At 70.3% G+C, this 13,855-nt stretch carries 14 protein-coding genes; 8 read left to right on the top strand and 6 right to left on the bottom strand.

All coding sequences use genetic code 11. The features are described 5' to 3' along the window. Window positions 1-8: 8 nt before the first annotated feature. The 4 genes from IU449_RS02565 to IU449_RS02550 are packed head-to-tail and all read left to right on the top strand — an operon-like array spanning window position 9 to window position 3,928. Window positions 9-869 carry a TIGR03619 family F420-dependent LLM class oxidoreductase gene (locus IU449_RS02565; RefSeq protein ID WP_195000351.1) on the top strand — a complete coding sequence of 287 codons (861 nt, stop codon included), beginning with the start codon at window positions 9-11 and terminating at the stop codon, window positions 867-869. Window positions 870-872: 3 nt separating this feature from the next. Beyond that, on the top strand, window positions 873-2,180 hold the full coding sequence (locus IU449_RS02560; RefSeq protein ID WP_195000350.1) for a glycosyltransferase family 4 protein: 1,308 nt from the start codon (window positions 873-875) through the stop codon (window positions 2,178-2,180). Then, window positions 2,167-2,898: a class I SAM-dependent methyltransferase gene (locus IU449_RS02555; protein ID WP_195000349.1), complete on the top strand. Its 732-nt coding sequence runs from the start codon at window positions 2,167-2,169 to the stop codon at window positions 2,896-2,898. Before IU449_RS02560 ends, IU449_RS02555 begins: the two co-directional genes overlap by 14 nt. Then, window positions 2,885-3,928, top strand: a complete 1,044-nt coding sequence (locus tag IU449_RS02550; protein ID WP_195000348.1) for a prenyltransferase — start codon at window positions 2,885-2,887, stop codon at window positions 3,926-3,928. The genes IU449_RS02555 and IU449_RS02550 overlap by 14 nt, the downstream gene beginning before the upstream one ends. A 121-nt stretch (window positions 3,929-4,049) precedes the next feature. On the opposite strand, the gene IU449_RS02545 is transcribed toward IU449_RS02550, so the two are convergent. Then, the gene (locus IU449_RS02545; protein WP_195000347.1) at window positions 4,050-4,715 is read right to left on the bottom strand and encodes a class I SAM-dependent methyltransferase; all 666 of its coding nucleotides are present in this window, start codon (window positions 4,713-4,715) and stop codon (window positions 4,050-4,052) included. A gap of 61 nt (window positions 4,716-4,776) precedes the next feature. On the opposite strand from IU449_RS02545, the gene IU449_RS02540 reads away from it, so the two are divergent. Then, the gene (locus IU449_RS02540) at window positions 4,777-5,355 is read left to right on the top strand and encodes a TetR family transcriptional regulator (protein WP_195000346.1); all 579 of its coding nucleotides are present in this window, start codon (window positions 4,777-4,779) and stop codon (window positions 5,353-5,355) included. A 51-nt stretch (window positions 5,356-5,406) separates the two neighbouring features. On the opposite strand, the gene IU449_RS02535 is transcribed toward IU449_RS02540, so the two are convergent. Together IU449_RS02535 and IU449_RS02530 are read right to left on the bottom strand one after the other, a co-directional pair. Next, window positions 5,407-6,249, bottom strand: a complete 843-nt coding sequence (locus tag IU449_RS02535) for a sulfurtransferase (RefSeq protein ID WP_195000345.1) — start codon at window positions 6,247-6,249, stop codon at window positions 5,407-5,409. Next, window positions 6,246-8,267, bottom strand: a complete 2,022-nt coding sequence (locus IU449_RS02530; RefSeq protein ID WP_195002258.1) for an MMPL family transporter — start codon at window positions 8,265-8,267, stop codon at window positions 6,246-6,248. The genes IU449_RS02535 and IU449_RS02530 overlap by 4 nt, the downstream gene beginning before the upstream one ends. Window positions 8,268-8,549: 282 nt before the next feature. Between IU449_RS02530 and IU449_RS02525 the strand changes: the two genes are divergently transcribed. The 3 genes from IU449_RS02525 to IU449_RS02515 all read left to right on the top strand — a co-directional run bounded on the left by IU449_RS02525 (window position 8,550) and on the right by IU449_RS02515 (window position 10,662). Beyond that, on the top strand, window positions 8,550-8,741 hold the full coding sequence (locus IU449_RS02525) for a hypothetical protein (protein WP_195000344.1): 192 nt from the start codon (window positions 8,550-8,552) through the stop codon (window positions 8,739-8,741). Window positions 8,742-8,876: 135 nt separating this feature from the next. Beyond that, window positions 8,877-10,223, top strand: a complete 1,347-nt coding sequence (locus tag IU449_RS02520; protein WP_195000343.1) for a PucR family transcriptional regulator — start codon at window positions 8,877-8,879, stop codon at window positions 10,221-10,223. 4 nt (window positions 10,224-10,227) lie between these two features. Then, complete coding sequence (locus tag IU449_RS02515) at window positions 10,228-10,662, top strand: CBS domain-containing protein (protein WP_195000342.1); 435 nt, start codon at window positions 10,228-10,230, stop codon at window positions 10,660-10,662. A 37-nt stretch (window positions 10,663-10,699) separates the two neighbouring features. Here the strand turns inward: IU449_RS02515 and IU449_RS02510 are convergent, their stop codons facing one another. The 3 genes from IU449_RS02510 to IU449_RS02500 form a co-directional block, all read right to left on the bottom strand. Beyond that, window positions 10,700-12,493, bottom strand: coding sequence for a hypothetical protein (locus IU449_RS02510; RefSeq protein WP_195002257.1), 1,794 nt, complete (start codon window positions 12,491-12,493; stop codon window positions 10,700-10,702). 310 nt (window positions 12,494-12,803) lie between these two features. Beyond that, on the bottom strand, window positions 12,804-13,256 hold the full coding sequence (locus tag IU449_RS02505; RefSeq protein WP_195000341.1) for a hypothetical protein: 453 nt from the start codon (window positions 13,254-13,256) through the stop codon (window positions 12,804-12,806). A gap of 90 nt (window positions 13,257-13,346) precedes the next feature. Continuing rightward, window positions 13,347-13,775, bottom strand: a complete 429-nt coding sequence (locus tag IU449_RS02500) for a pyridoxamine 5'-phosphate oxidase family protein (protein WP_195000340.1) — start codon at window positions 13,773-13,775, stop codon at window positions 13,347-13,349. Window positions 13,776-13,855 lie beyond the last annotated feature (80 nt).

Below are 13,855 nucleotides of genomic sequence, written 5' to 3'. Positions count from 1 at the left end.
CAGCGATCATGCGCTACGGCATCGTTCTCTTCACCAGCGACCGCGGCATCACCCCCGCCGCGGCGGCGCGGGCCGCCGAGGACAACGGCTTCCACTCCTTCTACGTCCCCGAGCACACCCATATCCCGGTCAAGCGCGAGGCCGCGCATCCGGGCACCGGCGATGCCACACTGCCCGACGACCGCTACATGCGCACCCTGGATCCCTGGGTGGCGCTGGCGACGGCCGCCGCGGTCACCGAACGGATCGAACTCGCGACGGCGGTGGCGCTGCCCACCGAGAGCGATCCGATCACACTGGCCAAGACGATCGCGTCGCTGGATCACCTGTCCGGTGGGCGCGTGCTGCTCGGCGCCGGATTCGGCTGGAACACCGACGAACTCACCGATCACGGGGTGCCGGCGGGCAAGCGCCGGACCGTGCTGCGCGAGTATCTGGAGGGCATGCGCGCGCTGTGGCGCGACGACGAGGCCGAGTACACCGGCGAGTTCCTGTCCTTCGGGCCGAGCTGGGCGTGGCCGAAACCGGTGCACCGGAACGTACCGGTACTGATCGGCGCGGGCGGCACGGAGAAGACCTTCCGGTGGATCGCGAAATCCGCCGACGGGTGGATCACCACACCGGGCGAAACCGACATCACCGACAGACTCGCACTGCTGCAACAGATCTGGGCCGAAGCCGGTCGCCCGGGCGCGCCGAGAGTCGTGGCGCTCGACATCAAGCCGGACGCAGGGCGCCTCGCGGATTGGGCCGCTGCGGGCGTGACCGACGTACTGTACGGTTTGCCCGATAAGCCCGAGGACCAGGTACGGGCCTACCTCGAGCGTCTCGCCGCCAAGCTGGCCGTACCGGCCGGGGAAGGACACTGAACCGTGCGCATCGCCCTGCTGTCCTACCGGAGCAAAACGCACTGCGGCGGACAGGGCGTCTACGTCCGCAAACTCAGCGCCGGACTGGCCGAGCTCGGTCATGAGGTGGAAGTCTTTTCCGGACAACCGTATCCGGAGGACCTCGATCCGCGCGTTCGGCTGACCGAAGTGCCCAGCCTCGATCTCTACCGCGAACCGGACCCGTTCCGCACACCCCGGCTCTCGGAGATCCGCGACCGCATCGACGTGCTCGAGGTCGCCACCATGTGGACCGCGGGCTTCCCCGAACCGCGCACCTTCAGCCTGCGCGCCGCACGGTTGCTGGCCGAGCGCGCGAACGAGTTCGACGTGGTGCACGACAATCAGTGCCTGGGCAGCGGACTGCTCGACATCGCCGAGTTCCTGCCGGTGGTGGCGACCGTGCACCACCCCATCACCCGCGACCTCGCCGTCGATCTGGCGGCCGCGCCGCTGCGCCGCAAACCGCTGGTGCGCCGCTGGTACGGCTTCCTCGGCATGCAGAAGCGGGTGGCACGGCGTATCCCCGAACTGGTCACCGTCTCCAGTTCCTCGGCCACCGATATCGTGGCCGATTTCGATGTCGATCCGCGGCAGCTGAGCGTGGTGCCGCTCGGCGTCGACACCGAACTGTTCGCGCCCCGTCCGCAACCGCGGGTGCCCGGCCGCATCGTCGCGGTCGCCAGCGCCGACAAGCCGCTCAAGGGCGTCTCGCACCTGCTGCGCGCCTGCGCGCGCCTGCGGGTGACCCACAGGATCGAGCTGCAGCTGGTCGCCAAGCTGGATCCAGAGGGCCCGACCGAGAAACTGATCGCCGAACTGGGCCTGTCCGACATCGTCACGGTACGTCCCGGGCTCAGCGACGACGAGCTCGCCGAGCTGCTGGCCTCGGCCGAGATCGTTTGCATCCCCTCGCTGTACGAGGGTTTCTCGCTGCCCGCCGTGGAAGCGATGGCCAGCGGGACGCCGCTGGTGGTGAGCCGGGCGGGCGCGCTGCCCGAGGTCGTGGGCGAGCCCGGCGTGTGCGCCGACCTGATCACCCCCGGCGACGCGGAGGAGCTGACCGCCGCGCTCGGCGCGCTGTTCGACGCGCCGCTGCGCCGCGCGGAGATGTCTCGGGCGGGGCGCGAGCGGGCGGTGGCGGTGTTCAGCTGGGCGTCGGTCGCAGCGCAGACCACCCGGATCTACCAGCGTGCCATCGCCCGCGCGAACGGCGCGCCGGAATCGTCGATCGCAGATCCAGGCCACATCACACCGCAGCGCACACAGGAGGATCACCGTGCTGACCGTTGACTTCGACCGACTCCGCATCGCCCCGGGCACCCGGGTGATCGACGTCGGTTGTGGTGCGGGCAGGCATTCGTTCGAGGCCTACCGGCGCGGCGCCGACATCATCGCCTTCGATCAGAATGCCGAGGATCTGGCCGGAGTGCAGACGATGTTCGAGGCGATGGCCACGGTCGGGGAGGCGCCCGCGGGCGCGACGGCGCGCACCGTGTGCGGCGACGCGCTGGCACTTCCATACTCCGACAACCACTTCGACATCGTCATCGCCTCGGAGATCCTCGAACACGTCCCGGCCGATGATCAGGCCATCGCCGAGCTGGCCCGCGTGCTGAAGCCGGGCGGCGATCTCGTGGTGACGGTGCCGCGATGGCTGCCCGAGCGGGTGTGCTGGGCGCTGTCGACCGAATACCACAGCAACGAGGGCGGGCACGTGCGGATCTACCGTGCCGACGAGTTGCGCGACAAGATCGCCGGGCGCGGACTGCGTTTCGTCCGCAGCAGCCACGTGCACGCGCTGCACGCGCCCTACTGGTGGCTCAAGTGCGCGGTCGGAGTGAACAACGAGAACAACCCGCTGGTGCGGGCCTATCACAAGATGCTGGTGTGGGACATGATGTCGCGGCCCGCGGTGACCCGGGTGGCCGAGACCCTGCTGGATCCGCTCATCGGCAAGAGCGTCGCGCTGTACTTCGCCAAGCCGGCGGTGCAACGTGCGGTCGTCTGAACTCCCGAGCGTCCCGCTGGCACTGACGCGTAAACAGTGTCTGCGGACCGGGGAGTCGATCGCGGCCGCACAGGAACCCTCGGGCGCGATCCCCTGGTTTCCCGGCGGCCACACCGATCCGTGGGACCACGTGGAATCGGCGATGGCGCTGTCGATCACCGGGTTCCGGGACGAGGCCGTGGCGGCCTACCGGTGGTCGGCCTCGACCCAGCGGCCGGACGGGTCGTGGCCGCGGCAGTTCCGGGACGGGGTGATCGAGGACGCCAATTCCGAGACCAACTTCTGCGCCTACCTCGCGACAGGGGTCTGGCACCACACCCTGTGCACCGGCGATCTGGGTTTCGCCGCCGAGATGTGGCCGACGGTACGCGCGGGCATCGAGCATGTACTCGCGCTACGCGGCCCGGACGGTCAGATCCCCTGGGCGGGAAGCGAAAACGGTCCGATGGCCGAGGCGCTGGTGACCGGATGCGCGAGCATCCACCACAGTCTCGGCTGCGCCGTCGCGCTCGCCGAGGCGATGAACGATCCACGCCCGGAGTGGGCGAGCGCGCAGGCCCGGCTGGGGGCGGCACTGCGGTCGCGGCCGGAACTCTTCACGCCGAAAGACCGCTACTCGATGGACTGGTACTACCCGGTCCTCGGCGGTGCGCTACGCGGTCCCGCCGCGGTGGCCCGCATCGATGCGCGCTGGCACGAGTTCGTGGTCGGCAATATCGGCATCCGCTGTGTGGCGGACCGGCCGTGGGTGACCGGTGCCGAAACCTGCGAGCTGGTACTGGCTTTGGACGCCATCGGCGACGCCGATCGGGCGCACCGGCTGTTCGCGGCCATGCAGCATCTGCGTGAGGGTGACGGATCGTACTGGACCGGATTGGTTTTCGCCGATGGGAAGCGCTGGCCTGAGGAGCGGACCACGTGGACGGCCGCCGCGGTCGTGTTGGCGGCGGACGCGCTGTCCCGGACCACGCCCGCCAACGGACTCTTCCGCGCCCTCACGCTGCCGGTCCCCGTCGGCGTCGGAGTCTGATCGGACTCCGGCTGATCGGACCGCCGGTGATCCCGGCCGAGCCCCCGACCGCCGTCCTGCCGGGGACAGCGGCAGGACGGCGCGGCCGGCCGGGGACAGCGGCCGGTGGACCGCTGATCGCTCAGTGGATGCGTTCGAGGATCCGCAGCGACCCCGTCGCGCCCACCTCACGGAACTCTCCGCTGTCGAGCGCACGGCGATAGATGTTGTACGGGGGCCTGCCGCCGTCGGCCGGGTCCGGGAACACGTCGTGGATGGCCAGCGCTTTGCCCACGGCCACGAACTTCGCCCAGCCCGAATAATCGTTCTGGGCGGCTTCTTCGGTATGGCCACCGTCGATGAACAGTACATCCAGCGGCGCGCCCCACACCGAGGACAATTGCCGCGAGGACCCGACCAGCGCGACGACCGTCTCGCCGAGTCCGGCGCGCAGTATCGCGCGGCGGAATTCCGGCAGCGTGTCGAAACAGCCGGTCTCCGGGTCCACGAGGCTGGTGTCGTGGTATTCCCAGCCGGGCTGGTGTTCTTCGGAACCGCGGTGGTGATCGACGGTGTAGACGACCGAACCGCGGGCCCGCGCCGCCGCGCCCACCAGAATCGTGGATTTGCCGCAGTAGGTACCGATTTCGACGACGGGACCACCGGAGGCATAGCGCAGTATCGCGTCGTGCAACTCCTGCCCCTCGTCCTCGGGGAGAAATCCTTTGACCTCGCGGGAGATCTGGAACAATTCCTCGTCCGACTTCGCGGACGCGGCGCCGAGCCGCGAGGGGGACTGCTGCGTCATGAACCGACCGTGCTCCTTCGGATGTTGCTGCTCGAGAACGCCGATAGTAGCATCCAGACACATGTCCGAACGCGATTCCAAGACCCTCGAGGCGACTCGGCGGCGACTCAGCGGCAAACAGGCGGACACAGTCGAGAAGTTGACCAAGGCCGCGCTCGCCGTACTCGGGCGGGAGGGCTACAGCGGCATGACCATCCGGATCGTGGCCGCCGAGGCGGGGGTCGGGGCGGCGACCGCCTACACCTACTTCTCTTCCAAGGAGCATCTGGTCGCCGAGATCTTCTGGCGGCGACTGCACGCCTCGCCGAGTCCGGTCGCCCCCGAGGCCGAACGTACCGCCCGAGTGGTCGCGGAACTGCGCAGCATCGCCCTGCTGGTGGCGAGCGAACCGGAACTGTCCGGGGCGGTGACCAGCGCACTGCTCGGCCGCGACCCCGATGTGCGGCATCTGCGCACCCGCATCGGCCTGGAGATCCGCGCGCGCATCAGCACGGCATTGGCGCCCGACCCGGACCCGGAGATCGTGGAGTCGCTCGAGCTGATCTACGCCGGAGCGCTCATGCGGGCGGGTATGGGGCACGAGTCCTATACCGACATCGCCGACCGGATCGAGCGCTCGGCGCTGCGTGTCCTGCGCTGACCCGGCGCGCTCCCCCGCTCGATCGGGCGGGCGCAGGCTCGGCCGTCTCGGCTACTCGCCCGTCGCGACCGGGTTGGCCGGGTCCGAGGACCATTGCGACCACGAACCGGGGAACAGCGCGACCTCGATGCCCGCCGATGCGGCGGCGGCGACGAGAACGGCCGCGGTGACACCGGATCCGCAGTAGGCGCCCAGCGGGGTCGCACCGTTCACGCCGCGCCGGGCGAAACGCTCGCGCAGTTTCTCGGGCTCGACGAATCCGCCGTCCTCGTGCAGCACACGGGTGGACGGAAGGTTCACCGAGCCGGGGATGTGCCCGGCGATCGGGTCGACCGGTTCCAGTTCGCCCCGGAAGCGCTCGGGCGCGCGGGCATCGAGCAGGACGCCGCTTCCGGCGATCCGCGCGGCCTCGGCGGCGGTCAGGACCGGCAGGGCACCGGCGTACAGATCGTCGTGCGCGACGGTGACCGAGCCGGTGCGTTCGGCCGCGCGGCCGTACTGGACCGATCCCCCCGCCGCCAGCCAGCCTGCCAGCCCGCCGTCGAGGATGCGCACATCGGTCAGACCCGCGGCGCGCAGCACCCACCAGGCCCGCGCGGAGCCCGCGCGGTTCCAGTCGTCGTAGGCCACCACGGTGTCGCCGTCGTCAATTCCCCAGCGTCGCAGCGCGGCTTGCAGATCGCGGCCCGAGGGCAGCGGATGGCGACCGCGGCCGGTGACGGAGTGGTCGCTCAGTTCGGTCTCGAGGTCGACATACACCGCGCCGGGGATGTGACCGTCGGCGAAGGCTTCCCTGCCGTCGGGGCGGGTCAGTGTCCAGCGGACGTCGAGCAGTCGGACCGGGGCGTCGCCGGCCAGCAGATCGGCGAGTTCGGTGGCCGTGATGATGGTCATCGTGTTCCCGTCGGGTTGCTGACTTCCCGCCCCGCCTGGGCGGATTCGGGCCTCTCGAGATCGGCAGGCCACCAGATGCGGGGGCCGATGAGGGCGAACAGCGCGGGGACGACGACCGTGCGCACCACGAAGGTGTCCAAGACGATGCCGATGCCGACGATGATGCCGAGCTGGGTCAGAGTGATCAGCGGCAGCACGCCGAGGACGGCGAACACCGCCGCCAGCACGATGCCCGCGCTGGTGATCACCGGCCCGGTCGCCGAGACCGCCCGCACCATGCCACCCGCGGTGCCGTGGTCGAGCGTTTCCTCCCGCGCGCGGGTCACCAGGAAGATCGTGTAGTCGACGCCGAGGGCGACCAGGAACAGGAAACCGAACAGCGGGACGGTGGTATCCAGTGCCGGGAATCCGAAGATGTGTTCGCTGACCAGGCTGCCCAGACCGATGGCGGCCACGGAGCTGAGCACCGTCACGCCGATGAGCACCAGCGCGGCGGGTACCGCTCGCAGCAGCACCAGCAGCACGATGAAGACCACGGCGAGGATCAGCGGGATCACCAGCAACTGGTCGTCGCGTGCCGCCTCGGCGGTGTCGAGCTGCTTCGCGTCGCTACCGCCGACCAGCGCCTCGGCGCCGGGCACCTCCCCGAGCCTGCCACGCAGGTCGCGAATGGTGTCGAAGGCTTCCGCGGAGGCGGGCGGCGCGTCGAGGATCACCGCCCAGCGGGTCATGCCCTCGTGCGGCGGACCGGTCCGCGCGGCTCGGGAGACTCCGGGCTCGGCATCGAGCGCGCGCTGCACGTCCGCCTCCGCTTCGGTGCGCGCCAGCACGATCGTGGGATCGGAGGCGCCGGAGGGGAAGTGCGCCGCCAGCGTGTCGAGCGCGTCCACCGACTCAGCGCGTACCCGGAACTGGTCGGACTGCGACAGACCGACCTCGGCCCCGAGCAGTCCCGCCGCGCACAGCAGCAGGGCGGCCAGGGCGCCCGCGGCGACCGGCGCGGGCGTACGCACCACGCGGTCGGCCAGCTTGTACCAGGCGCCGGAACCGGCGTTGTCGGTGCCGTCGACGGCCGGGATGAACGGCCAGAACACCCGGCGGCCGCACAGTGCCAGTGCGGCGGGGAGCGCGGTGAGCACGAACAGCGCGGCGGTGACCAGGCCGGCCGCCGCCATCAGACCGAGGCTGCGGGTGTTGGGCAGCGCGGCCAGCAGCAGGGTGAGCAGCGCCAGGACGACGGTCACATTGCTGGCGACGATGGCGGGACCGCACCGGCGCACGGCTCGGCGCAGGGCGTCGCGATGGTTCTCGTGGCGGTGCAGTTCGTCCCGGTAGCGCGAGATGAGCAGCAGCGCGTAGTTGGTGCCGGCGCCGAAGACGAGCACGCTGGTGATGCCGGAGGTCGAGCCGTCGAAGGTCAGGTCGGTAGCCCGGGACAAGAGCACGCCGAGGCTCACGGCGATGCGGTCGGCCAGACCGATCACCAGCAGCGGCACCAGCCACAGCACAGGCGAGCGATAGGTCAGCATCAGCAGCACCGCGACCACCGACGCGGTGACCAGCAACAGGGTGACGTCGGCGCCGGCGAAGGCGTTGGCGATGTCGGCGCCGAAGGCGGGGCCGCCGGTGATCTGGGTGCGCAGCCCGTCGGGGGCACGGTCCTCGGCGAGCGCGCGCAGGCGCTCGATCTCGTCGTTGAGCGGGGCGCCGCTGAGTTCGGAGGACACCGGGATCTGGCCGAGCGCGACCATCCGGTCCTCGGAGATCGTCAGATCGGCGGGCGGGCCACCGGCCCGACCACCGGTCTCGGCGCGGATCGCCGCCACCGCCTCGGTCGCGGCCGACAGCTGGGCATCGGAGAGTTGCTCGCCGTCGAGCCGGTCGAACACCACGATCGCGGCGGTGTCGCGACCGCCGGGGAATTCTTCGACCATGCGCTGCACGCGAGCGGACTCGCTCGACTGGGGCAGCGAGGTGGGCCCCGCTCCCGCGGATTCGTTGGAGCCGGCCAGACCCATCACGGCTCCGGACGCGAGAAACACCAACAGCAGCACCAACCAGGACCGCCGGCCGGTGACAGCCGCGGCGAACCGATCTCCAGGTTTCACGATCAACAGCCTCTCAGAACTACCTGAGAGAGATTCTCAGGGCCCTCACCGGTGTGTCGGCGTGTCGGCGGCCCGCGCCGAAAGCCATTTGCGCACACATGTGTTCATGCAGATGCACTTGCACTCGAAGAAAGGTGACCCTTAGGATTTCGGGAAACAGGGGAGCTTCACACCCGCAGAAGGCCAGGCGTCATGAATCAGCCACTTCACCATTCACCACATCCGGAGCGGTCCCGTCGTCTGGGCATCGCCGATGTCGCCGCAGCCTACGGCACCGAGGCCCTACAACGCCGGATCGCGCAACTACACGCCTCCGGTCAGCACTACGCCGCCCTGGCGATCGAACGTGAGATCCGCAGCGCCACCATCTCCGACGCGGGCTGATCCGGCGGCCCGCGTGAGCGTCCCACCGCTCTCGTTCTCACCGAAGCGGCCCCGCGAGCGGAGTCGTCTACCTATAGTGAGGCTCGATTCGGGCCGGTCATCGCGTGTCCGAGGTGGTAGTGGGAGCACACACCTATGAGTATCGCCGCACCGGACCTTCCGCCGGAACCCTCGGCAGGCAGTAGCGGCGTCGCACCGGCCGCGGTACCGCGGCCCGGCACCGCCCCTCGCCCCACCCGGATGCCGGTCCCGCTCTCGGCGAGCGCGGATCGGCGCGGATCCCCCGGCGACGCCGGGCACACGGCCGCGGCGGCCGGGCCCGGCGGGGCGACAGGGGCCGCCGAGGTGGCCAGGTTCTGTCGCACGGTGGCCACGCAGGCGTTCGACGTCGGTAAGGCGCCCCGTGAAGAGGAACTCGCCCGGTTGGGCGAGGCCGCCGCACGGTGGGCACGCGATGCACTGCCGTTGAGCGCGGTGCTGCGCGCGTGCCAGGAGAGCCTGCGCGCGGCGCTGGCCTCGGCCGCCACGCGCCCGGTCGCCGAGGACGCCGGCAAGGCGCTCGACGCCACCGAACTGATGCTCGAACTGCTGCGTGTGGTCACCGCCGTGGTCTGCGACGCCTATGTCGACGAAGATCAGCAGTTGGCCCGCGAGCGCCACGCCGCGGCGCACGCTCTCGCCTCGGCGCTGCTGAGCGGGCGGGCCGGTTCCGCCGCCGCCCGGCACACCGGTGTGCCGATCGCGAAGTCCTATCAGGTGGTCGCGCTGTCGGCCCCCGCCCACCGTGGCGACCTCGACGACGGATTCAGCGCGCCGACCGCGCCCGGGCACGCCCTGCGCAGGCTGCACTCGGCGGTGTCGAGCGTCCTGGGCGCGCAGGTGCTCGCGCTGCTGTCGCCCACCGGCGGAACACTGCTGCTGCCACGGGGCGCCGACGAGCGCGAACTCACCGCCGAACTGCTGGCCGAACTGTCCGCCGTGGCCGGAGTCGCGCTGTCGGCGACCGCGGTCCTCGCCGACGCCGGGCAGGTACCCGCGGCCGCCGAACATGCGCACGAGTTGCTCGAATTGGCGCGCATCGCCGGTCGCGGCCCCGGCTTCTACGGGCTCGCCGACCTGGCGATGGAGTACCAGCTCACCCGGGGTGGGCCGGCGGGGCGGCAGCTGGCGGGCCTGCTCGACCCGCTCGATGCCCATCCCGAACTGTTCGACACCGCGCGCGCCTACCTGCGCAACGACATGAACCGCAGGCTCACCGCGCGGCAGTTGTTCGTGCATCCCAACACCGTCGACTACCGGCTACGCCGGATCGTCCAGCTCACCGGCATGGACCTGGCGACCGCCACGGGCATCGCCCAGGCCACCGCCGCCCTGCTCGCCCGCGGCGCGCCGGGACGCCGCGCGACAGCGCCCGATGCCGTTTCGTGCTGGTCACCGGCACGGGGAAGCGAGATGCTGGAACCCCGTGAGTCTGGATGGTGAACAGATGCGTATAGCGGAGATCCTGCGTAGGAAGGGCAGCCACGTCGCCACCGTCGTGCCTGCCACGACAGTGCGCGAACTGCTCGGCATCCTCGCCGAGCACGATATCGGCGCGGTGGTCGTCTCCCCCGGCGAGGGGGTGATCGCGGGCATCGTCTCCGAGCGCGACGTCGTACGCGGGCTCCACGAGCACGGCGCGGGCCTGCTGGACACACCCGTCGGCACGCTCATGACTACCCGGGTGCGGACCTGCGCGCCCGACGACCGGGTCGACAGTCTGCGCCACATCATGACCGAACACCGGGTGCGGCACCTGCCGGTCGTCAGCGACGGCAGATTGGCGGGCATCGTCAGCATCGGCGACGTGGTCAAGAGCGCCATCGACGAACTCGCCACCGAACGGCAACTGCTGGTCGACTACGTCGAGGGCGGGTACTGATCGGCTGCTCCGGGCGCTGTTGTCCGCCCCGCACCGCTCACGATCCCGCTCCGGGCGTCGGCACGACCACTCCGACGGGACCGTTGCCGACGCACAGTGTCAGTCCCGGCGTCACGGTGCGCACACGCAGGGCCCGACCCGCGCCGAGCAGCCGCACGAACACCTGGTGCAGGCCCGCGCGGACGGGAACCCGCACAGTGTCCTCGCTGCCGTCGAGGCCGAGTTCGATGTCGCCGTCGGTGTTCGCGTAGTAGTTCAGGTGCACCGCCCATTCCCAATCCATGAGGGGCCCGCCCAACGGCAGCTCCGCGGACCCGCCCGCGACGCGATGACCGCAGCCGGGCACCGGTCCCTTCCCGAGGGCGCGGGTCCAGGTGACAGTGGCCGGGACCAACCGGCCGGAATCGTCGAGAACGCGCAGGACCTCGGTGGATCGCCGGAACTCCGGGCGCTCGCGCAGCGGACCGAAGACGGAGCTGACGCGGTTGTGCGGGTGCGCGACCGGCAACAGGATGTGGATCGCCACCGGGTGATCCAGGATCGGGGTGCTCTGGTCGGCGGCGAGCCCCGCCCGCGCGTTCGCCAGATAGCCGACCGTCGGATTGTCCCGCCAGCGCTGCGCGAATGTCACCGTCGAGCACAGGCTGCTCACGACGAACGCGGTGACCGCGACCACGACCACGACCACGACAGAGTGCGATCGAGTCCGGGACAGGGCGTACGAGGGGCGCACTGCCGTGCGACGCGGAGCGCGGGCGATCAGTGCCCACCCGAGCGCGATGAGCACCGCGCTGTCGGCGACGTAGCGCAGTGTCTGCGCCAGCTCGTCTGCGGTGTCGGGGCCGGTGCGCACCAGGATCATCGAGGTTTCGGAGAGGGCGATATAGACCAGCAGCATCGCCCACACCGCGGCGGTGCGCTGCCGATACCGCAGCGACCAGGCCACGGCGACGGTGACGGCCAGCCATCCGAGGACGACCAGACCGACCGGCGGCGTCGCCCACGGCGGGCTCGGCGGCCACCGCTCCCACGTCCAGGGGCCACCCAGCAGAGTCGGCACCAGCCCCAGCGAGGTGGCGTGATGGACGAGCTCGGCAGCCTCCGCCGCGGTCGGTCCGGCCGGCCGAGGGTCCGTGAAACGCAGGTAGACCGCCGCCCAGGACGCGACGACCACCGCGAGCGGAATCCACAGCGCGCGGCCGCGCACGAGCGTCGTGCGCACTGCTCGCGGCACCCCGTCCACTCGATACATCAGCGCCACGGTCACGAACGCCACCAGCGGCACGAGCACCGATTTCTCGAAGAACGCCAGCGACACCACCGCGACCATCGCGCCGGAGACCGCGAACCGGAGACGCCCGGTGCGGCACAACGCGATCGCGTCCCCGGCCACCCACGCCAGACCGATCTGCAGCGGCAACGAATTCAGACCGGCCGCCCACCACGCGAACGACGGCAGGGTGAGCGGCGAGAACAGGTAGAACGCCAACGGCGGCAACAGCACCGGCCGCGTGCCCACCACCAGCCGCACCACCCGCAGCACCGCCAGCGAGGCGAGCGCCTGCCCCGCGATCGATGTCACCGCGGGCACCGTCCAGTCCAACGGCGCCAGGGCCGTCGACAGCCACGCGAGCGCGAAGGCCGCGGGCATGAAATGACCGTCGTGGTCGTAGAGCAGGAACTCCCCCGACAGCAGCGGCAGCTGTCCCGATCGCCCGATCAGGATCAGATCGTCCCAGTAGAAATCCCCGGAGAAGGCGACCGCCGCGCGGATCGCCAGTTGCAGCGCGATGAGACACCCCGCGGCGACCATCACCTGCCGGGCGGACATCAGCACCCATCGGCGGCGCTCCGCCGTATGCCCGGATTCGGCGAGTTCCTCCCTGGTGTCTGTCGCCGAAACCGCTCGCACCCACACGCCCCTTTCCCAGCCGGCACCGCCGGAGCACAGCCCTACTTACGCTCACCGCTTCTCGTTCGTGACTCCCGCATCAGCGTTCGCCGGCCCGGCGTCGTCATCCACCGAACTTTCAGTCCAAGCCCGCGCTGTCGCAGGTGAATTCATCACCGCCGACGGACGCTGCGAATCGGTTTGTTCCTCTGTCACGTGTTCGGCCCCCGACCGATCGAGGCGCAGGCGTTCAGTCGAGCAACTCGTCGGCCTGGTTGATGTCCAGGGCGCGACGGAGCCACTTCTGAAGTCGACCGAGATCTTCGCAGGACAACACCGTGTCCCGAATCTTGTCGGGCACGTCGATTCCACGAGCGTCGAGGACGGTCAGGATCGACTTGGCCTCGCCGACCGCCTCGCCCTGTGCCCGACCTTCGGCGACGTATCTGCGAGCGAAGTCGCTGGTGAAGTTGTCATCGCTCAGACCGGTCGACATGAAAGCCTCCCACACAGGACGAACAGCGCGCGGCAGCATCGTCAGGATGACGTCATGGTATCGCAAGGCGGGATCAGCTCCGAGGTTTCGCAGGCCGACGGCGACCGCCCGCCAGATCTCGGTGTGGTCGGGGTGCCGTGGGTGCGCTACGGCAGACAGCACAGCGAGTTCCGGCAGTTCGATCGCCACGTCGACATCGGTGACCACCGGGACCGCCGAAGGGTCGAGAACCAGAGGCGTCAGCGTCGTAGGCGGGTTTCCTTGACGTCCTCCCCTGCGAGGAACCGGGGCGGTGCGTCACATGTCGGCGATCGCCCCCAGATCGGCGGAGAGCCAACGCTGTGGCCGCATGGCGACCACCACCTGCGGACCGAAGCCCTCGGCCATGCGGAGATAGGCGTCGACCTCGTCCGGCGGCAGGTACCGGGAGACCATTTCCCGGTGTTGCGCGTCGGTCATCGGGGCGACCTCGGTGACCGGGCCTTCGACACTGACATAGCGCACGGTCGGGGCCTCCTGGTGCACCATCAGCGAGAACCGGCCCGCCTCCCTGATGTGACGCATCTTCGTCGATTCGGGACCGGTCAGCACCCAGACCTGGCCACCGGGCTCGTACTGGTACCAGATCGGCACGACCAGCGGGCCGCGCCCTGCCACGGTCACCGACAGTGCCGCCACATGCGGCGCGGCGAGGAATTCCTGACGTTCTTCCTGGCTCAACGACATGGGCGCGAGTGTAGGCGCGGGGTACGACATCCCGGCGGACCCACGCGACGGCGGGGCGCCGACTGCCGCGAGACCGGGCG

It is taken from the genome of Nocardia higoensis (assembly GCF_015477835.1).
GTDB lineage: Bacteria > Actinomycetota > Actinomycetes > Mycobacteriales > Mycobacteriaceae > Nocardia > Nocardia higoensis_A.
This window is presented reverse-complemented; position numbering and strand designations above follow the sequence as displayed.